The sequence below is a fragment of the Paracoccus sp. SSK6 genome (genome assembly GCF_039770665.1).
Classification (GTDB): domain Bacteria; phylum Pseudomonadota; class Alphaproteobacteria; order Rhodobacterales; family Rhodobacteraceae; genus Paracoccus.
The window spans coordinates 1-19691 of record NZ_JBDPNJ010000003.1 but is presented as its reverse complement, the minus strand read 5'-3'; the positions used below and the strand labels follow the sequence as shown (position 1 = coordinate 19691).

20 protein-coding genes are annotated in these 19691 nt (G+C 67.7%); 10 read left to right on the top strand and 10 right to left on the bottom strand.

The window, feature by feature from the left end; all coding sequences use genetic code 11:
- Window positions 1-84 precede the first annotated feature (84 nt).
- The 5 genes from leuS (at window position 85) to AAIL68_RS03215 (ending at window position 5675) form a co-directional block, all read left to right on the top strand.
- Window positions 85-2622, top strand: a complete 2538-nt coding sequence (gene leuS / locus AAIL68_RS03235; RefSeq protein ID WP_347138062.1) for a leucine--tRNA ligase — start codon at window positions 85-87, stop codon at window positions 2620-2622.
- Window positions 2609-3091, top strand: a complete 483-nt coding sequence (lptE, locus tag AAIL68_RS03230) for an LPS assembly lipoprotein LptE (protein ID WP_347138061.1) — start codon at window positions 2609-2611, stop codon at window positions 3089-3091. Before leuS ends, lptE begins: the two co-directional genes overlap by 14 nt.
- The gene (gene holA / locus AAIL68_RS03225; RefSeq protein WP_347138060.1) at window positions 3088-4116 is read left to right on the top strand and encodes a DNA polymerase III subunit delta; all 1029 of its coding nucleotides are present in this window, start codon (window positions 3088-3090) and stop codon (window positions 4114-4116) included. The genes lptE and holA overlap by 4 nt, the downstream gene beginning before the upstream one ends.
- Window positions 4113-5360 (top strand): TIGR03862 family flavoprotein, encoded by a 1248-nt coding sequence (locus AAIL68_RS03220; RefSeq protein ID WP_347138059.1) that lies wholly within the window; start codon window positions 4113-4115, stop codon window positions 5358-5360. Before holA ends, AAIL68_RS03220 begins: the two co-directional genes overlap by 4 nt.
- 96 nt (window positions 5361-5456) lie before the next feature.
- Complete coding sequence (locus tag AAIL68_RS03215) at window positions 5457-5675, top strand: hypothetical protein (RefSeq protein WP_347138058.1); 219 nt, start codon at window positions 5457-5459, stop codon at window positions 5673-5675.
- Window positions 5676-5681: 6 nt separating this feature from the next.
- On the opposite strand, the gene AAIL68_RS03210 is transcribed toward AAIL68_RS03215, so the two are convergent.
- From AAIL68_RS03210 to AAIL68_RS03195, 4 genes are all read right to left on the bottom strand, one after another.
- Complete coding sequence (locus AAIL68_RS03210) at window positions 5682-6098, bottom strand: PaaI family thioesterase (RefSeq protein WP_347138057.1); 417 nt, start codon at window positions 6096-6098, stop codon at window positions 5682-5684.
- 59 nt (window positions 6099-6157) lie between these two features.
- The gene (locus tag AAIL68_RS03205; protein ID WP_347138056.1) at window positions 6158-6739 is read right to left on the bottom strand and encodes a lytic transglycosylase; all 582 of its coding nucleotides are present in this window, start codon (window positions 6737-6739) and stop codon (window positions 6158-6160) included.
- Between the two features lie 70 nt (window positions 6740-6809).
- A complete protein-coding gene (gene glpK, locus AAIL68_RS03200; protein ID WP_347138055.1) occupies window positions 6810-8285 on the bottom strand; it encodes a glycerol kinase GlpK in 1476 nt (491 codons plus the stop codon).
- A complete protein-coding gene (locus AAIL68_RS03195) occupies window positions 8282-8641 on the bottom strand; it encodes a LysR family transcriptional regulator (RefSeq protein ID WP_347138054.1) in 360 nt (119 codons plus the stop codon). The genes glpK and AAIL68_RS03195 overlap by 4 nt, the downstream gene beginning before the upstream one ends.
- A gap of 128 nt (window positions 8642-8769) precedes the next feature.
- Here AAIL68_RS03195 and AAIL68_RS03190 point away from each other — a divergent pair, with 128 nt between their 5' ends.
- Window positions 8770-9945, top strand: coding sequence for an acetyl-CoA C-acyltransferase family protein (locus tag AAIL68_RS03190; RefSeq protein WP_347138053.1), 1176 nt, complete (start codon window positions 8770-8772; stop codon window positions 9943-9945).
- A 3-nt stretch (window positions 9946-9948) separates the two neighbouring features.
- On the opposite strand, the gene AAIL68_RS03185 is transcribed toward AAIL68_RS03190, so the two are convergent.
- The 6 genes from AAIL68_RS03185 to AAIL68_RS03160 form a co-directional block, all read right to left on the bottom strand.
- Window positions 9949-10851: a DMT family transporter gene (locus AAIL68_RS03185; protein ID WP_347138052.1), complete on the bottom strand. Its 903-nt coding sequence runs from the start codon at window positions 10849-10851 to the stop codon at window positions 9949-9951.
- A gap of 305 nt (window positions 10852-11156) precedes the next feature.
- The gene (locus AAIL68_RS03180; protein ID WP_347138051.1) at window positions 11157-11759 is read right to left on the bottom strand and encodes a queuosine precursor transporter; all 603 of its coding nucleotides are present in this window, start codon (window positions 11757-11759) and stop codon (window positions 11157-11159) included.
- Between the two features lie 91 nt (window positions 11760-11850).
- Window positions 11851-12711 carry an esterase-like activity of phytase family protein gene (locus tag AAIL68_RS03175; RefSeq protein ID WP_347138050.1) on the bottom strand — a complete coding sequence of 287 codons (861 nt, stop codon included), beginning with the start codon at window positions 12709-12711 and terminating at the stop codon, window positions 11851-11853.
- Window positions 12712-12716: 5 nt separating this feature from the next.
- Complete coding sequence (gene mepA / locus AAIL68_RS03170; RefSeq protein ID WP_347138049.1) at window positions 12717-13580, bottom strand: penicillin-insensitive murein endopeptidase; 864 nt, start codon at window positions 13578-13580, stop codon at window positions 12717-12719.
- On the bottom strand, window positions 13577-14947 hold the full coding sequence (locus AAIL68_RS03165; protein WP_347138048.1) for an MFS transporter: 1371 nt from the start codon (window positions 14945-14947) through the stop codon (window positions 13577-13579). The genes mepA and AAIL68_RS03165 overlap by 4 nt, the downstream gene beginning before the upstream one ends.
- A 44-nt stretch (window positions 14948-14991) precedes the next feature.
- Window positions 14992-15552, bottom strand: coding sequence for an acyl-CoA thioesterase (locus tag AAIL68_RS03160; RefSeq protein WP_347138047.1), 561 nt, complete (start codon window positions 15550-15552; stop codon window positions 14992-14994).
- Window positions 15553-15688: 136 nt separating this feature from the next.
- Here AAIL68_RS03160 and AAIL68_RS03155 point away from each other — a divergent pair, with 136 nt between their 5' ends.
- From AAIL68_RS03155 to AAIL68_RS03140, 4 genes are all read left to right on the top strand, one after another.
- Window positions 15689-15982 (top strand): YggT family protein, encoded by a 294-nt coding sequence (locus AAIL68_RS03155; protein WP_347138289.1) that lies wholly within the window; start codon window positions 15689-15691, stop codon window positions 15980-15982.
- The gene (gene recQ, locus AAIL68_RS03150) at window positions 15982-18012 is read left to right on the top strand and encodes a DNA helicase RecQ (protein ID WP_347138046.1); all 2031 of its coding nucleotides are present in this window, start codon (window positions 15982-15984) and stop codon (window positions 18010-18012) included. Before AAIL68_RS03155 ends, recQ begins: the two co-directional genes overlap by 1 nt.
- 96 nt (window positions 18013-18108) lie before the next feature.
- Window positions 18109-19005 carry a protein-methionine-sulfoxide reductase catalytic subunit MsrP gene (gene msrP, locus AAIL68_RS03145; protein ID WP_347138045.1) on the top strand — a complete coding sequence of 299 codons (897 nt, stop codon included), beginning with the start codon at window positions 18109-18111 and terminating at the stop codon, window positions 19003-19005.
- Window positions 19005-19628 carry a protein-methionine-sulfoxide reductase heme-binding subunit MsrQ gene (locus AAIL68_RS03140; RefSeq protein ID WP_347138044.1) on the top strand — a complete coding sequence of 208 codons (624 nt, stop codon included), beginning with the start codon at window positions 19005-19007 and terminating at the stop codon, window positions 19626-19628. Before msrP ends, AAIL68_RS03140 begins: the two co-directional genes overlap by 1 nt.
- Window positions 19629-19691: the final 63 nt, after the last annotated feature.

Genomic DNA, 19691 nt, shown 5'->3' with positions numbered 1-19691 from the left:
GTAGAACCCCACCCTACGGTATGGACCCGTCCTGCCGCGCCGTATAAACCGAGGCGCGACGAATGATGCCAAAGGTCCGCCGCGATGCCCTATGATCCTTCCAGCCTTGAACCCCGGTGGCAGAAAGCCTGGGGGGATGCGGGCAGCTTTGCCGCGATCCGCGACGAACGGCCGAAATACTACGTGCTGGAGATGTTCCCCTATCCGTCCGGGCGCATCCACATGGGCCATGTGCGCAACTACACGATGGGCGACGTTGTGGCCCGCTTCAAGCGCGCACAAGGGTATTCGGTCCTGCACCCGATGGGTTGGGACGCCTTCGGGATGCCTGCGGAAAACGCGGCGATGGAACAGGGCGGCCATCCGCGCGACTGGACCTATGGCAACATCGCCACGATGAAGAAGCAGTTGAAGCCGCTGGGCCTGTCTATCGACTGGTCCCGCGAGTTCGCCACCTGCGACGACGATTACGTCCACCAGCAGCAGGCGATGTTCCTGGACATGCTGGAGGCTGGCCTTGTCACTCGCAAGTCGGCCCAGGTGAACTGGGACCCGGTGGACATGACGGTGCTTGCCAACGAACAGGTCATCGACGGCAAGGGCTGGCGGTCGGGCGCCACGGTCGAGCGGCGCGAGCTGACGCAATGGTTCTTCCGCATCTCGGATTATTCCGACGAATTGCTGGCGGCGCTGGACGGACTGACCGGCTGGCCCGAGAAGGTGCGGCTGATGCAGTCGAACTGGATCGGCAAGTCGCGCGGGCTGCAATTCCGGTTTGAAACCGTCAATGCGCCCGAGGCTTTTGCCGAGATCGAAGTCTATACCACCCGCCCGGATACGCTGTTGGGGGCGTCTTTTGTGGCGCTGTCGCCGGATCACCCGCTTGTGCGCGACCTGACGGCAGCGGACCCGAAGGTCGCCGCCTTCGTCGAGGAATGCCGCAAGATCGGCACGACCGAGGAAGCCATCGAGACCGCGCCCAAGCTGGGCTTCGACACCGGCCTGACCGTGCGGCACCCGCTGGATGCGGACTGGCAACTGCCGATCTGGATCGCGAATTTCGTGCTGATGGATTACGGCACCGGCGCGATCTTCGGATCCCCGGCCCATGACGAACGCGACCACGAATTTGCTACGAAATATGGCCTGCCGATCCGCGCGACCTTTGGCGAGCGCGGCATGGATCTGGCCGCTGCCGATGCGATGGTCGCCAAGGCGCCCTACGTTCCGCTGAAGTCCGAAACCGTCACCTATGTGCGCGGCTTCGCGGGCCAGGCCGACCAGACCGGAGAGGCGGCGGTGGACGCCGCCATCGCCCATGCCGAGGTCCATGGATATGGCGAGGGCGTCACGAAATTCCGCCTGCGCGACTGGGGCATTTCGCGGCAACGTTACTGGGGCTGCCCGATCCCGGTCCTGCATTGCGACAACTGCGGCACGGTGCCCGAGGCCAAGGGGAACCTGCCCGTCCTGCTGCCGCAGGATGTCACCTTCGACGTGCCCGGCAACCCGCTGGACCGCCACCCGACCTGGCGGCAGGCGACCTGTCCGAAATGCGGCGGCGCGGCGCGGCGCGAGACGGACACGATGGACACCTTCGTCGATTCGTCCTGGTATTACGCGCGCTTCACCTCGCCCCATGCCGCGACGCCGACCGACCGGGCGGATGCGGATTACTGGATGAACGTGGACCAGTATATCGGCGGCATCGAGCACGCGATCCTGCACCTGCTGTATTCGCGCTTCTTTGCCCGCGCGATGGTCAAGACCGGGCATCTGCCGGACAGCGCGAAAGAGCCGTTCGACGCGCTGTTCACGCAAGGCATGGTGACGCACGAGATCTACATGACCCGCGATGACCGGGGCCGCCCGGTCTATCACCTGCCCGAGGATGTGACGGACGGCAGGCTGGCAGATGGCACGGTGGTCGAGGTGATCCCCTCGGCCAAGATGTCGAAGTCCAAGAAGAACGTGGTCGATCCGGTCAATATCGTCGCCAATTTCGGGGCCGATACCGCGCGCTGGTTCATGCTGTCCGACAGCCCGCCCGAGCGTGACGTGGAGTGGACCGCCGCCGGGGCCGAGGCCGCGAACAAGTTCCTGGCCCGCGTCTGGCGTCTGGCCGAGGAGGCGGGCGAGGGGGCCGAGGATCCCGACCTGACCCGCGCCGCGCATCGGGCGATCAACGATGTCACCAAGGCCATCCAGGGCTTCGCCTTCAACAAGGCGGTCGCCAAGATCTATGAACTGGCCAATGCCGTCGGCAAATCCAGGGCGGGCGGCGAATCGCGCAAGGCAGCGCTGCGCATCATGGCGCAGTTGATGGGGCCGATGGTGCCGCATCTGGCCGAGGATGTCTGGGCCATGGCGGGCGGGCAGGGGCTGCTGGTCGATGCGCCTTGGCCCAAGGCGGATCCGGCCATGCTGGAGGACGATACCGTCATCCTGCCGATCCAGATCAACGGCAAGCGCCGGGCCGAGATCAGCGTCGCCAAGGACATGCCCAAGGACCAAATCGAGGCGATGGTGCTGGCCGACGAAACCGTGCGCCGCTTCCTGGAAGGCGCGGCCCCCAAGAAACTGATCGTCGTGCCGGGGCGGATCGTCAATGTGGTCGCCTGACCGCCGGACCGCCCTTCTGGGGCTGCTGGCACTGGCGGGCTGCGGGCTGACGCCGGTCTATGGCCCGAACGGCGCGGGCCGGCGGCTGTTCGGCAAGGTGCGTCCGCGCGATCCCCAGACCTATCAGGATTTCGCCTTCAACCGCCGCCTGGGCGAACGCCTGGGGGGCGAGGGGACGGATTACGATCTGGATTACCGCATCACCGTCGGCGTCGTCCCGCAGGCGATCACCACCGACGAGGTCACGAACCGCTATTCCCTGAACGGCACCGCCGATTTCGTGCTGACCGACCGGGCGGGCCGGGTGCTGGCGCAGGGACGGGTCAGCAACTTCACCTCGTACTCCACGACCGGCACCACCATCGCCACGCTCTCGGCCGAAGGCGATGCCCGGTCGCGGTTGGCCGAGATGCTGGCCGACCAGGTGGTCACGCGGCTGCTGGCGGCATCCGCGCAACTGCCCGAATGATTCTGAAGGGCGCGGAAATCGCGCGCTATCTGGCGCGGCCCGATCCCTCGCGTCCGGCGCTGCTGATCTATGGCCAGGACGCGATGCGCGTGGCGATGAAGCGGGCCGAGGCGGTCAAAGCCCTGGTGGGCGAGAAGGCCGATGAGGAAATGCGCCTGACGCGCCTGCCGGGCGCGGGGCTGCGCAAGGATCCCGCGCAACTGCTGGACGCGGTCAAGGAGGTCGGCTTCTTTCCCGGTCAGCGGGTCGTGCTGGTGGAAGATACGCCGGACACCGCCACTGACGCGATTCGCGCCGCGCTGTCGGACTGGAGGCCGGGCGATGCCGTGGTGGTGGTGACGGCGGGGGCCTTGGGCAAGGCCTCGGCCCTGCGCAAGCTGTTCGAGCCGCACCCGACCGCCGTGACCGCGCCCATCTATGACGACCCGCCCGGAGAGGAGGAGGTTTCGCGCTGGCTGGCCGATGCCGGGCTGCGGCAGGTTCCGCCAGCGGCGATGAGGGACATGATGGCGCTGGCCCGCGCGCTGGATCCCGGTGACCTGCGCCAGACGATCGAGAAGATCGGGCTTTACAAGCATGGCGACGACACGCCCCTGACGGCGGACGAGATTGCCCTGATGGCCCCCGCCACCATCGAGGCCGACCTTGACGAGCTGATCCACATCGTCGCCGAACGGCGAGAGGCCGAGTTCGGCGCGATGATGCGCCGGATCGAGGGGCAGGGCGTGAACCCCGTCACGCTGTGCATCGCCGCCCTGCGCCATTTCCGCGCGCTGCATCTGGCCGCCGCCGATCCTGCCGGGCCGGTCGCGGCGCTGTCGCGGATGCGTCCGCCGGTCTTCGGCCCGCGCCGCGACCGCATGGCCCGGCAGGCCCAGGCCTGGGGCATGGGCCCGCTGGAGGAGGCGGTGCGGTCTCTGCTGGACTGCGACCTGACCCTGCGCAGCACGACCCGCGCGCCGCAGATGGCGTTGGTCGAACGGGCGCTGATCCGGCTGGCCATGGCGCCGCGAGGGCGGCGGTGACGGAAGCCGTCGATGCGCTGGTCATCGGCGCGGGCCCGGCCGGGCTGATGGCTGCCGAGGCTCTGGCCGCGCCGGGACGCCGCGTCGTGGTGGCCGAGGCGATGCCCACGCCCGCGCGGAAATTCCTGATGGCGGGGAAGTCGGGGCTGAACCTGACCAAGGACGAGCCGTTCGAGGCGTTCGCGCAAAGGTTCAGCGTCGGCACCGGGGCGCTGCCCGCTGGCCAACGGTCCTCGGACCGATGGCGGACGCGTCGGCCAGCCCCGGGATATTTGCACCAAGGTGAGATGGCCTTCGGACCTGCCGAAGTCATGGCCTGGGCGCGCGGCCTGGGGATCGCGCTGTTCACCGGATCCACGGGTCGGGTGTTTCCGGTGGGCATGAAGGCCTCGCCCCTGCTGCGGGCCTGGCTGGGGCGGTTGCAGACGGGCGGGGTGGAGGTGCGGACCCGCTGGCGCTGGATCGGCGGCGGGTTTCGGTTCCACACACCCGAAGGGCTGCGGGTGATCCGGCCGCGCGTCGCGGTGCTGGCGCTTGGCGGGGCAAGCTGGCCCCGGCTGGGATCGGACGCGGCCTGGGTGCCGTGGCTGCAGGCGGCGGGAGTGCAGGTGGCACCGTTCCGGCCCGCGAACATGGGTTTCCGGGTGGCCTGGTCGGCGCCCATGGCGCGGCATTTCGGGGCGGCGGTCAAGGGCACCGCGTTGTCGGCGGGCGGTCTGGTCAGCCGAGGCGAATGGATCATCGGGCGCCACGGGATCGAGGGCGGCGGGATCTACGAGATCTCGGCCCCGCTGCGCGACGGGGCGGCGGGTCATGTCGATCTGGCGCCCGATCTGGATCACGCGGCCCTGGCTGCGCGATTTGCGAAGGCGAAGGGAAAGCTGTCCCTGGGCAACTGGCTGCGCCGCGTCCTGGACGATCCGGTCAAGGTAGCGCTGCTGCTGGAATGGGGCAGGCCGCTGCCCGACGATCCCGATGGCTGGGCTGCCTTGGCCAAGGCCCTGCCGCTGCGCCACGAGGGGCCGATGGGGATCGAGACGGCCATATCCTCGGCCGGCGGGGTGACCTGGGGTTCGCTGACCGATGACCAGGAACTGCGCACCATGCCCGATGTCTTCGTCGCGGGCGAGATGCTGGACTGGGAGGCGCCGACCGGCGGCTATCTGCTGACCGCCTGCCTTGGCAGCGGTTTGCACGCGGGACGGGCAGCCGCCGCACGGCTTGCCGCCTTGGGACAGGGCTGACGTCCAATGGCCTTCGACCGGCTTGATAGGGCATAAGGTATGATCTATCTAACAGTCATGGGAGGAAACCACCCACTGCCAGGGAAAGGGTTTCCAATGGCTTACACGATCACGCATGTCGCGCCCGAGACGCGCAGCCGCCTTGGTGCCTTCTTCAACCGCTTGGGCCAGGGCATGAACGCCTATGCCGAATCGCGTTCGCGCCAGAAAGAGATCGAGGCGCTGGAGGCGAAGTCCGACGAGGAACTGGCCCGCATGGGCCTGACCCGCGACCGGATCATCGCCCATGTCTTTCGCGATGTCCTTTGGCTCTGACCGGGCCTAGTCCTTCCAGTCGATCACCATCTGGGTCTGGGTGACGATCGCCGCCACCTTGCCGTCGCCCCGCGTGATGGTGGTCTGCCAGACCTGCATCGTGCGGCCGATATGCAGGGGCAGGGCGGTGGCGCGGGCCACGTCGCCCAGGCGGATCGGGCGCAGGAAGTTGGTCTTGCTTTCCAGCGTGGTGGTCGATTTCCCGTCGGGCAGGTTCAGGAAGGTGCCGGTGCCGCCGGCAGTGTCGGCAAGCCCCATGATCGCGCCGCCATGCAGCACCCCGTTGCGGTTGGCGAGCGCCTGCGTCACCGGCATGTCGAACTCGACCCGTTCAGGCCTGGCCGAGACCAGCCGGGCGCCGATATGGATGGCGAAATCCGGCTGGTTGTCGGCCACCTGCTGCAATCGCTGATCGTCGTTCATCCGCATGTCCCTCCGCTGTCCCGGCCATATCGCCTGGGCCGGGGGCAAAGGGCAAGCCGTCACCCCTTGCGGCAGGCCACCAGTTGCGCGCGATACATCGCCGCCCGCTGGCCGACCTGGTTGGCCACCCGCACCAGCCAGGGCTTGGACAGATAGGACTGGCGCGCGAAACCCGACCGGCCTTCGTGATAGGCCAGGTATTGTCCCGTCGCGTCCCACTTCGAGATGCCGAGCCTGCGCGAGGAGTTGTGCATGTACCAGCCCATGAAATCCGTCGCGTGGCGGATATTGTCGCGCTTGGCGCGGCGGTTGCCGGTTTCCTTCTGGTATTCCTCCCAAGTGCCGTCGAGAGCCTGGGAATAGCCGAAGGCGCTGGACTGCCGCCCGATGGGGATCACGCCAAGCGCGTATTGATGCGGCGTGCGCGCATCGCCGATGAACTTCGATTCCTGGTGGATCGCGGCCATCTGCACATGGATGGGGACGCCCCATTTCCGCTCGGTCGCCTTCATTGCCCGGTAATAGGCGGGCCGTTCGGCCACGATGGCGCAGGCGTTGTCCAGCTGCCGGGGCGCCGAATAATTGCCGCCGCCGCATGACGCCACCAGCCCGACAATCGCGAGTTTCAGAAGCCTGCTCATCCTGCCCTCTTGTCGTTTTCGGGCGATCTTACGGAAAATCATGGGCGGGTGAAATCACAAAGCGGGAAGGTCAGACCGACAGCACCGCCTGCACCGCCCTTTGCCAAGCGGAGTATCGCCGATCGCGTTCCCCGTCGGCCATGGCCGGTTCGAACCGGCAGTCAAGCCGCCAGGCCTTGGCGTAATCCTGGGGCGCCGGGCACAGGCCCGCGCGATAGCCCGCCAGCCAGGCCGCCCCTTGGGCAGTGGTTTCCGTGTTCCGTGGCCGGTCAACGGGCGCGCCCAGGATATCGGCCAAAAACTGCATCGCCGGTTCGCTGGCGGTCATGCCGCCATCGACGCGCAGCACCGCATCGCCCGCCTGGGGCCAGTCGGCGCGCATCGCTTCCCACAGGTCGCGGGTCTGGAAGCCCACGCTTTCCAGGGCGGCGCGGGCGAATTCGGCGGGGCCGGTGTTGCGCGTCAGGCCGAAGACCGCGCCCCGCGCGGCGGGCGCCCAATAGGGCGCGCCGAGGCCGGTGAAGGCCGGGACCATGATCACCTGCTGGCTGTCGTCGGCCTGCCGGGACAGGGTCTGGGTCTCCCTGGCTTCGCGGATGATCTTCAGCCCGTCGCGCAGCCATTGCACCACGGCGCCCGCGATGAAGATGCTGCCTTCCAGGGCATAGGTGGTCCTGCCGTCCAGCCGATAGGCGATGGTGGTCAGCAGCCGGTTTTGCGACCGGACCGCCTGCTCGCCCGTATTCAGCAGCGCGAAGCAGCCCGTGCCATAGGTCGATTTCATCATCCCCGGCTGGAAGCAGGCCTGCCCCACGGTCGCGGCCTGCTGGTCGCCCGCGACGCCCGTGATCGGGATCTCGCGCCCGAACAGGTCCGCGCGGGTGGTGCCGAAGTCGTCGGCGCTGTCCCTGACCTCGGGCAGCAGGTCGCGGGGCACGCCGAACAGGCGGCACATGTCGTCGGACCAATCGCCCTTGTGGATGTCGTAAAGCAGGGTGCGGCTGGCATTGGTGGCATCCGTGACATGCGCCCGCCCGCCGGTCAGTTTCCAGATCAGGAAGCTGTCGATGGTGCCGAAGGCCAGTTCGCCCGCGCGGGCCCGGTCGCGTGCGCCTTCGATGTTGTCCAGCAGCCAGGCGATCTTGGTGGCGCTGAAATAGGGATCCAGCAGCAGGCCGGTGGTGTCCGTCACCTGATCCTCGGCCCCTTCGTTGCGCAGCCGGTCGCAGATGTCGGCGGTGCGGCGGTCCTGCCAGACAAGGGCGCGGTGGATCGGCTGGCCGGTCTTGCGGTCCCAGATCACCACGGTTTCGCGCTGGTTGGTGATGCCGATGGCGTCGATGCGGGGAGCGCCCGCCTTTTCGATGGCGGCGCGGGCGGTTCCGGCGCTGGAGGTCCAGATGTCGTTCGGGTTGTGTTCCACCCAGCCCGAGCGGGGGAAATGCTGCGGGAATTCGTGCTGCGCCGTGGCCTGCACCCCCAGGTCGTCGCTGAACACCACCGCCCGGGACGAGGTCGTCCCCTGGTCCATCGCCAGAATCGTCATGCACCGCTCTCCTTCATCAATGCGCCGATGGCCGCCAGGTCGGCGGCGCCCCCCTCGCGCAGCAATCGTTCCAAGGCATCATAGTGATGCAGCACCCGTTGGCCCGTGGGGGTCACCGTGGCGCCCCCGCCGCCCGCGCCGCCCCGGCTGCTGTCCACCAGCGGCTGGGCGAAGGCCGCATTCATCTCCTCGACCAGGGACCAGGCGCGCTTGTAGCTCATCCCCATGCGGCGGCCCGCGGCCGAGATCGAGCCCAGTTCCGCGATCAGCCGCAGAAGCTCCGCCTTGCCCGGCCCCAGCACCAGGGGCGCGTCGTATTCCAGCCGCAGCTTGATCCGGGGGCCGTCCCTGTCCATCGCGATTCGGTTTCCTGTCTTTCCCGCAGGTTAGCCGCGCCGCGCGGGCGGGTGCAAACGACGCCACGATCCGCTTGCCGGACGGTCCCCCGCGTCTATGCTAGCTGAAAACCACAAGGGGGTTCACCATGTCCGAGATCGTCATCCTGTCCGGCGCCCGCACCGCCATTGGCACCTTCGGCGGCAGCCTGGCCGCGATCCCGCCCATCGATCTGGCCGCCACCGTGACGCGCGCCGCGATGGAACGCGCGGGCATCGCGCCCGACCGGATCGGGCAGGTGGTCTTCGGCCATGTCATCAACACGGAACCCCGCGACATGTACCTGTCGCGCGTGGCGATGCTGGATGCGGGGATCCCCGACACCACGCCTGCCATGAACGTGAACCGGCTTTGCGGGTCGGGGGCGCAGGCCATCGTGTCCGCCGCCCAAGCGCTGATGCTGGGGGATGCCGATTTCGCCGTCGCGGGCGGGGCCGAAAGCATGAGCCGCGCGCCCTATGCGGTCAGTTCCGCGCGCTTCGGCGCCAAGATGGGCGACCAGCGGATGCTGGACATGATGACCGGCGCGCTGACCTGCCCGATGGGCACCGGGCACATGGGCGTGACGGCTGAGAATGTCGCGGGCGAGCACAACATCAGCCGCGAGGCGCAGGACGAATTCGCCATGGAATCGCAGCGCCGGGCGGCGGCGGCCATCGCGGCGGGACATTTCCGCGACCAGATCGTTCCGGTCGAGGTGAAGGGCCGCAAGGGGCCGGTCGTCTTTGATACGGACGAACATCCCAAGGAAACCAGCCTTGAGAAGCTGGCGGGGCTGAAGGCGGTCTTCAGGAAGGACGGCAGCGTCACGGCGGGCAATGCCAGTGGCATCAACGACGGCGCGGCGGCCCTTGTGCTGGCGCGGGCGGATGCGGCGCAGGCGGCGGGGCTGGCGCCTCGGGCGCGGATCCTTGGTTATGCGGTGGCGGGCGTACGGCCCGAGGTGATGGGCATCGGCCCGATCCCGGCGGTGCAGCGTTTGCTGGAGAAAACGGGCCTGTCGGCAGGCGATTTCGACGTGATCGAATCGAACGAGGCCTTTGCGGCGCAGGCCCTTGCGGTGAACAAGGGGCTTGGCCTCGACCCGGCCCGCGTGAACCCGAATGGCGGCGCAATCGCGCTTGGCCATCCGGTCGGCGCGACAGGGGCGATCATCACCGTCAAGGCGCTGTATGAGTTGGAGCGCATCGGCGGCAAGCGCGGGCTGATCACCATGTGCATCGGCGGCGGGCAGGGGATTGCGCTCGCGATCGAGCGGGTGTGACCCTCAGGCCGGTTGCACGGGCTGGCGCTGACGGGACAGGCGCAGGGCGGCGGTTCCGGCCAGGATGATCACGATGCTGCCGATGATCGTCCAGCGGTCGGGGTTTTCGCCGAAGAGCGCGATGCCCGCCATCATCGCGAAGATCAGCCGGGTATAGCGGAAGGGCGTGACCGCGCCGACCTGTCCGGTGCGCATCGCGACGGTCAGGAAGGTATAGGCGCAGACCCCCATGGCCGAGGCCCCCAGCAGCGCCAGCCAAGTCGGGGCTTCGGGCGCGGCCATCGGTCCGCCGAAGGGCAGCACGATCAGCCCGGCCACGATCAGCATGGAAAAGCCCACCACGCCCAACTGCCGGAAGGACAGCGACACGGGCGCGGCGCGGGTCGCGAGATCCCGCCCGGCGAATCCCAGCATCGCCATGATCGCCAGCAGCGACAGCGGTCCGAAACCCCTGGTCCCTGGCCGCAGGATCAGCAGCACGCCCGCAAAGCCGAAGGCCACGGCCGGCCAGCGGCGCGGGCCGATCCGTTCCCCGAACAGCAGGGCCGCGCCCACCATCACCACCAGCGGCGTCGCCTGCAGGATAGCCGAGGCGGTGGATAGCGGAGTCAGCGCGATGGCCAGCATGAAGAACAGCCGTCCCGTCACCTCGGACAGGGACCGCAGGATCATCGCGCGGCCCAGCATGGCGCGGGTCAGGGGCGGCTCGCCCGCCATGAGCGACAGGACGGCGAAGGTCGCGGTGCCAAGAAGGCCGAAGGTGATCAGCACCTGTCCCGGCGGCAGGCTGGCGGCGGCCGTCTTCAGCAGCGAATCCTCGACGGCGAAACCCCCCATGGACAGCACCATGAAGACAGCCCCCCGCAGGTTGTAGGCGGGTCCGAGTCGGGGGTTGTGGTGGGACATGAGCGGCCTTCGACTTGGACGTGAACGGGAGCAGCAGTTCCCCATCCGCGCGGCCAAGGCAAGCCGTGCAAAAGGAACGGGCCGCCCAGATCAGGCGACCCGCGAGATCCACGGAGATGGTCCGGTTAGGGATGGCGGATGGTCCGGTCCCAACCAGGGTTTACGACCCTTGGGGCTGCCCTCAGGCCACGGCCCCCCTGACTGTTCCGACACCTCTCTCCAATATCACTCTCGACACTGGACCACCTCCTTTCAATTGGTTGCCGTTATAAGGACGATGGTGCCACAGACCGAAGGGGTGTCAATCAGATTGTTCGCTGGGCCCGCAACAAATTGCGGACGATAAGGCGGAAGGGCACAAGGGCCAGTATCGCCAGGCTCATCTTGACCAGCCAGTCGGCAGTCGCCAGCGAAACCCACAGCGCGGTGACCGGGCCTTGGCCAAGCAGCGGAACGGCCTCGTTCGCCCAAGCAGTATTGGCGTCGGGGGGCAGGGCCGCGCTGAAGGCGACGGTGAAGAAGATCGCCGTGTCCAGCACCGAGCCGACGGATGACGACATCAGCGGCGCCACCCACCAGTTGCGGTTCCGCAACGCGTTGAAGACCACGATGTCCACCAGTTGCGCCGCAAGGAAGGCCGCGCCCGAGGCAATGGCGATTCGCACCGTCGTCTTGTCCAGGCCCGCCGCGACGACGGAACACAGCACGCCCACCACGAAGCCCGCCAGAACCACCCGGCGGGCCGCAGAGGGGCCGTAGACGCGGTTCATCACCTCGGTCACCAGGAAGGCGAAGGGATAGGTGAAGGCCCCCCAGGTCAGCCAGAGGCCTGCCGTGAATTGCACAAGGATGTTCGAGGCCACGACGATGATGGCCATGGCAAGGATGCCGGGCAGATAGCGGGTCATTGATCTCTTTTCCGTTTTACAAGGTCGCGGAACAACTCGGCCCCGCATCCTGCGGGACAGCGCGGGCCTTAGGCGCAGGGGTGGGGGCTTGTCAATCGCGCAGCCGGTATTCGACCAGTTCGGTCCGCTGCAGCGCCAGGAAGTTGTCGTCCGAGATCATCGTCAGCCGGATCCCCTGCCCGTCATGCCAGACCGCCAGCCCTTCCAGATTGTCGTATTGCAGGGGGCGGGTGGTCAGAAGGATTTCCTCGTTCACGGGGCCTTCGTCAGTCAGCTGCATCCGCCGCACGCGCGAGGCGAAGCCCAGGATCCCCCGGAAGTCGCGTTCCAGCAGGTAGAACCAGCCGTCCGGCCCGAAATCGGCATCGACCGCCAGCCAGCGGGGATCGCGCCTAATTTCCCCTGCTTGGCCCCACTGGTTGTCGCGGAAGGTCAGGATGGGAAAGGGCTGGTCTTCGCGCGCCGACCGTTCGGGGACCGCATAGACGGTATCGCCGCGGATCGCGATCGCCTCCATCCCCGAATTGATCCGCATCCAGGGCTGCTTCGGCGGCAGGCGGCGGCGGGCGGCGGGGGCATCGGGGTTTTCATAAAGGGCGATGCGGTCGAAGCCTTCGAAACTGACCCAGATCCGCCCGTCCTCGCCGATGGCCAGGCCTTCGCTGTCGCCGTGATAGCCGGGGGGCAGGGGATCGCCTTGCCGGTCCTTCAGATGGGCGCGCCCGGCGATGTTCATGGCGCGGATGACGCCCTGCGAATCGCGGTCGATGCTGCCCCAGTAAAGATGCGCCCGATCGGTCAGCGCATGGAAGCGGGTGCCGTCCTTGCTGAGTTCAAGGCCGGAAAAGCCGCCGAAGCTGTCGTCGCCATCGCGCCAGACAAAGGTTCCGACATAATCCAGCGATGCGGCCGGCGCAGGAACGCCGGCCGCGATCACAAACAGCGACAGCACTGCGCCTAGGGCGCGCCGGCGACGGTTCGGCATTGGGACGGCAGTTCGCTGAGCCGGAAGGTCCGGGGATGGCGATAGTTCGGATCGGGCGGCGTGGGTTCGACGCGGCTGGGGTCGATGCGGTTCCTGATCCATTCGGCGGCCTCGGCGCAGCCATCACCCGGCGGGGGCGCGGGCTGCCGGTCGCAAATCGAGCCGCGCGGGCAGGACAGCCGAACGTGGAAGTGATAGTTGTGAGCGTTGATCGGCCGGACTTTGCGCAGCCAACTGCGGTCGCCCCGTTCCATCTGGCACATGGCGACCTTGGCGACGGGATCGACCAGGATTCGTTCGACGCGCGGGTCGCGGGCGGCGGCGCGCATGATCGCCATATGCCCGCCGTTCCAGACATTCGTCAGCCCGACGCCCCGCCTGTCGGTGATCGAGACCGAGGACAGGTTTTCCCGCTGCGACGGCGACAGGTTCAGGGACGAGGGCGGCAGCATCCAGATATCGGCATCCAGTCCCAACTGATGGCTGGCGTGCCCCGATGTCATCGGCCCGCCGCGCGGCTGGCTCATGTCGCCGATATAAAGGCCGCGCCAGCCCGCCTGCTGTGCGGCCTGGGACAGGCCGATCAGGAAGTTGACCAGGTCCGGGTGGCCCCAGTTGCGGTTGCGGGACAGGCGCATGGCCTGCCAGCTTGGCCCGCTTTCGGGAAGCTGGACGAAGCCCTGCCCGCAGCCCTTGGAATAGAAGCCGATGGACACGGCCGGCCCCTGGGACGCGGCCCGGAAGCTGCCGAAGACATCCTTGGCCAGCGGATCGGCCCATGCGGGCATGACAAGGCCGGCCACGATGGCGGCGGCGGTCAGGAACTTGCGGATCACTGCTCTACCTCTCCGTCGGGTTTGACCCAGACTAGCAGAACAAGCGACAGGATAAACAGCGCGATCAGCGGCGAGATGCCGAGGCGCTGGTTCCCGCTGATGTCGGTGACGACCGCGATCAGGAAGGGGGCCAGGAAGGCCGTGGCCTTGCCGGAAAGCGCATAAAGGCCGAAGCCCTCGGTTGCGCGGGCTTCGGTGGTGTGGCGGACCATCAGGGTGCGGCTGGCGGCCTGCAGGGCGCCGCCTGCGCCCCCGATCAGCGCGCCGCAGCCGAAGAACACCAGGTCGGGCACGTAGAGGCGGCCAAGGACAGGGTTCGACGGCACCGCCATGCCGAACAGGGTCTGGCGGTCCATGCCGACGACGACCACGCAGACGGCGGTCAGGATCAGGGTGGTGGCGGCGACCACGGGCTTTGGTCCCCAAGCCCGGTCGGCGCGTCCGCCTGCCCAGCTGACGATGGCCGCGGCGATGGCGCTGACGACGCCGAAGACGCCCGCCAGGAAGACGGGCCAGCCCAGCACCGTACCCGCATAGACGCCGCCGAATCCGTAAAGCGCGTTCAGCGCGTCGCGCGACAGCATGGACGACGCCAGCCAGGCGGCCAGGCTGCGGCGGTGGCGCAGGCTGCGGATCAGCGCCCAGAGGTCGCGCATGGCGGCGCCGATGCGGACAGGCTGGCGCGGGCCGCGCGGCTCTCGGACCCAGAGGAAGAAGGGGATCATGAAGACCACGTACCAGATCGCCACGAAGGGGCCGACGAAGCGCGTGCCCTGGCGTGCCGCCGGGTCCAGGCCGAACAGCGGGGCGATCCCGATCAGCGTCTTGCCCGACGGCGTTTCCTGGAACAGCGCCAGCATGACGGCCAGCGACAGCACGCCGCCCAGATAGCCGAAGGCATAGCCGGACCCGGACAACCGCCCGATCTCGGTTCGCGGGGCAAGGCCCGGCAGCAGGGCATTGGTGAAAATCGTCGCGAATTCCACCCCGATCAGGCCGATGCCGAACAGGACGACCGCCTGCACCAGGGCGGGCTGCTGCGGCATCAGTCCCCACAGCCCGGCGGACCCGACCACATAGAGGATCGAGAAGAACCAGATCCAAGGCATCCGCCGCCCGGACGTGTCGGCGACGGCCCCCAGGACCGGAGCGCAGAGGGCGATGATGATGCCCGTGACCGACAGCCCGTAACCCCACAGGGCCTGCGCCTGCGCGCCCGCCAGCCGCAGGTCGCCGCTGACGGTCAGGAAATGGCGCTGCGCGATCTCGGCGAAATAGACCGAGAAGATGAAGGTCAGCAGAAGCGTATGAAAAGGCTGGCTTGCCCAGTCGAAGAACCACCAGCCCCAGATCCGTTTGCGGTCCATCCGCCCCCCAAGCGCGCGTTCGCGGCCATAAGGCCGAAGGGCGGTCAGGCTGGCAAGTGGGCTTTTGCGTCAGGGGGAAGCCGGGGCGGCCAGGGACGCTGGCTGTCCGCGTCAGACCAGGCGGTGATCCAGCCGGGCAGGGGCGGGCTTTCAGGCGAGGCGCCAAGCGCCGCCATGACCTCGGCTGGCGGGACGATGCCGCTGGGGGAGGTGATGGCCGCGCGGATCAGCACCTGGTTGCAGCAGTCGGTCCCTTTCCACATGGACTGGTCCATGTAGATGAAGCGGTGATCCCAGCCTGCCACGCGGGAAAACATCGTGAAGCGGTCGAAGGCGCGGATGCGGCGGCGATAGCGGACGGAACTGCCCGCCACGGTGATGCCCCATTTGCGGTCGCGCAGGATCGGGATCAGCCCGCTGCGCTGCGCCATGGGAATGCGGCCCAGGTCGAACAGGGTCAGCGTCCGGCCGTTGTTCAGCTCGATCCAAGGATCCAGATCCCAGGGCCAGCAGACATGGGTCGAGACATGGGTTCCCGTCACGTTCAGGCGCGGGGCGTTGCGGAACTTGACCATCTCCTTGGCGAAGCGGAACAGGGGATACATGGGGGATCCTTCGGTTGCTGGCGCAAGGGGGTGGCCGCGCCCCACGCGATCGTCAACGGGGGACGCTGCGGCAACTTGCTTGCGAAGGGGGTCGCGCATCCCCATAACAAGCCCGAACGAAGAACCGAGGGGCATGATGGGAACGCTTTACGAGGCCTTGCAACTGATCCTGCAAGTGGTGTGGTTCGTGATGATCGTCCACATCATCATGTCCTGGCTGATCAACTTCCAGGTGCTGAACCTGCGCCAGCCGCTGGTCGCGCAATTGTGGGACGGGCTGAACCGGCTTCTGGAACCGCTTTACCGCCCGATCCGCAACATGCTGCCCAATACCGGCGGGCTGGATCTGGCGCCGCTGGTCGTCTTCATCGCCATCATCATCCTGCAGCGCGCCCTGGCGAACAACGCGGGCTTCTTCTACGGAATGTGATGCCCACGGATCTGCTGCGACAGGTCTGGGGCTTCGACGGTTTCCGCCCCGGCCAGCAAGAAATCGTCGAGGCCGTGGCCGAAGGGCGCGACGTGCTGGCGATCATGCCCACGGGCGGCGGCAAGTCGCTGTGCTTCCAGCTGCCCGCGCTGATGCGGGACGGTGTGACGGTCGTCATCTCTCCGCTGATCGCGCTGATGCGCGACCAGGTCCGGGCGCTGCGCGAGGCGGGGGTGGCGGCGGGCGCGCTGACCAGCGGCAACACGGACGAGGAAACGGATGCCGTCTTCGGGGCCCTGTCGCGGGGCGAGTTGAAGCTGCTGTATATGGCGCCGGAGCGGCTCGCCTCGGGCGGGACGCTGTCCCTGCTGCGGCGCGCGGGCGTGACGGCCATCGCCGTGGACGAGGCGCATTGCGTCAGCCAGTGGGGCCACGACTTCCGCCCCGACTACCTACGCATCGGCGACCTGAAGCGCGCGCTGGACGTGCCGCTGGCGGCCTTTACCGCGACGGCGGACCCGGAAACGCAGGCCGAGATCGTCACGCGCCTGTTCGGCGGCAAGCAGCCCGTCACCTTCCTGCGCGGCTTCGACCGCCCCAACCTGCGCCTGGCCTTCCAGCCCAAGGACAGCCCCCGCAAGCAGGTGCTAAATTTCGTGGCCGCCCGGCGCGGCCAGTCCGGCATCATCTATTGCGCCAGCCGCGCGCGCACCGAAACCCTGGCCGATGCGCTGACGCAGGCGGGCCACGCCGCCGTCGCCTATCACGCGGGGCTGGAGACTGAGACGCGGCGGCAGGTCGAGGCGCGGTTCCAGCGCGAGGACGGGCTGATCGTGGTCGCCACCATCGCCTTCGGCATGGGCATCGACAAGCCCGACATCCGCTGGGTGCTGCATGCCGACCTGCCCAAGTCGATCGAGGGCTATTACCAGGAAATCGGCCGCGCGGGCCGGGACGGCGATCCGGCGGATACGCTGACGCTTTACGGCCCCGACGACATTCGGTTGCGCCGCACGCAGATCGACGAAGGCCTGGCCGAGCCTGCCCGCAAATCCGCCGACCACGCGCGCCTCAACGCGCTGCTGGGCCTGGCCGAGGCGACCGGCTGCCGCCGCCGAAAGCTTCTGGCCTATTTCGGCGAGGCTCTGGCCGAGGATTGCGGAAATTGCGACCTGTGCCAGACACCGCCCAGGCTGTTCGACGCCACGCAGGCGGTGCGCAAGGCGCTGTCGGCCATGGTGCGCACCGGCGAATGGTTCGGCGCCACGCATCTGATCGACATCCTGACCGGCAACACCACCGAGAAGATCCGCGAGCGCGGCCATGACCGCCTGCCGACCTTCGGCGTGGGCCGCGAACACAGCCGTGCGCAATGGCAGGCGATCTTCCGGCAGATGATGGGCCGCGACCTGTGCCGCCCCGACCCCGAACGCCATGGCGCCCTGCACCTGACCGAGGCCGCCCATCCCGTCCTGCGCGGCGAGGAAAGCGTGACGCTCCGCCACGACACTACGGCCTCGAAGCCCGCCACCGTCCTGCGCACCCAGGTCAGCGAGGAGGACGAGCCGCTGCTGTCTGCGCTGAAGGCCAAGCGCCGGGCCCTGGCCGAGGCCGCGCGCGTTCCCGCCTATGTCATCTTCCCCGACCGCACCCTGATCGAGATGGCCGAAAAACGCCCCCAGACCCTGGACCAGATGGCCCAAGTCGGCGGTGTGGGCGCCAAGAAGCTGGAAAGCTATGGCCGCGACTTCCTGTCGGTGATCGCGGGCGAGGTGCCTGAGATGCACCCCATGCGCCGCAAGCTGGCGGGCCGCCCGGAAGGCGCGCTGTTCGACCGGCTGGTCGCGGTGCAGGCCGATCTGCTGCGCGGACCCGACGGGACCGAAAAGCCGCTGTCCTGTTCCACCGCCCAGATCCGCCGCATCGCCGAGGCGAAGCCCGGCGACGAAGCAGGCCTTGCCCGTCATCTGGACCAGGCGCGGCTGGACCGCTTCGGCGCCGCCTTCCTGCGGGAAATCACGGCAGCCTGACATCTGCGTGGTGTCAAGTGAACGTGATGCCCTGCCTTGGCTGGTTCTGCATCACTATCTTCCGCGTTGCACGCTTGTGCCTGATGGGAGGAAGCCATGACGCTTCGCTGGTCCGACGTTACGCCGAAAGCCGCCTTTCTGAACCGCCGCGCCTTTATCGCCGCTGGCGCCGCCGTCATCGCCTCGCCCGCCCTGGCGCTGACCGGCAAGCCTTCGGCCTATTCGACGGACCAGAAGCCCAATACGCTGGAAGAGATCACCAACTATAACAACTTCTACGAATTCGGCATGGACAAGACCGACCCGGCGCGCCACGCGGGCGCCCTGGTCACCGATCCCTGGTCGGTCGAGATCGGTGGCATGGTGGATCGCCCCGGCAGCTATGGACTGGAGGATCTGGCGCCGAACAACGCGCTGGAGGAGCGTATCTATCGCCTGCGCTGCGTCGAGGCCTGGTCGATGGTGATTCCCTGGATTGGCGTGCCGCTTGCCGGCGTTCTGGACAAGGCGGGCGTGCAGCCGGGCGCGAAATTCGTGGCCTTCGAGACGGTTTATCGTCCCGAGCAGATGCGGGGGCAGGCCTATCCCCTGCTGGACTGGCCATATCGCGAGGGCCTGCGCCTGGACGAGGCGATGCATCCGCTGACGATCCTGGCGACCGGGCTTTATGGCGAGGTGCTGCCCAACCAGAACGGCGCGCCGATCCGGCTGGTGGTGCCGTGGAAATACGGCTTCAAGTCCATCAAGTCGGTCGTGAAGATCACGCTGACCGATCGTCAGCCGGTCGCGACATGGCAGGCGATGCAGCCTTCGGAATACGGGTTCTATGCCAATGTGAACCCGCAGGTCGATCACCCCCGCTGGAGCCAGGCCACCGAACGCCGCATCGGCGCGGGCCTGTTCGGCGGGCGCGAGGAAACGCTGATGTTCAACGGCTATGCCGACCAGGTCGCCTCGCTTTATGCCGGAATGGATCTGGCGAAGGACTATTGATGCGCGGCCTGGTGAACGGCTGGCTGCGGCGCATCCCCGTCTGGGCGCTGTGGCTGGGCGGGCTGATCCCCCTGGCGCTGCTGGTCTGGGACACGCTGGCCGGGGGCCTGGGGATCGATCCGATCCGCGACATCGAGCACCGGCTGGGGCGGACGGCGCTGTATTTCCTGGTGGCCAGCCTGGCGGTGACGCCGGTGCTGCGCATCACGGGCATCAGCGTCATGCGGTTCCGCCGCGCACTTGGGCTGCTGTGCTTCACCTATGCCGGCCTGCATGTGCTGGCCTGGGCGGTGATGGACATGGCCCTGCTCTGGACGGCCATGGCGAAGGACGTGGTGAAGCGGCCCTATCTGGTCTTCGGGATGGCGGCCTTCGTGATGCTGCTGGCCCTGGCGGTGACCTCGAACGCTGCCTCGATCCGTCGCATGGGGGTACCGGGCTGGCGCCGGCTGCATCGTCTTGTCTACGTTGCTGGGCCTTTGGTTACGCTTCACTGGGTGTGGGAGTTGAAGACGTTTCCTGTGGAGCCTGTTCTGTGGCTGGCCGCGATTCTTGTTCTTTTGGGGCTGCGGGTTGCGGTTCCGCGTCCGCTCGGCTGGGGCATGGCTGCGGGGGCCAAGTAAGAAGCGTTTAGGATCAGAGGCTTGCCTGAAAAATGACGGTTTTGCGAAAAAACTTGCGGAAAG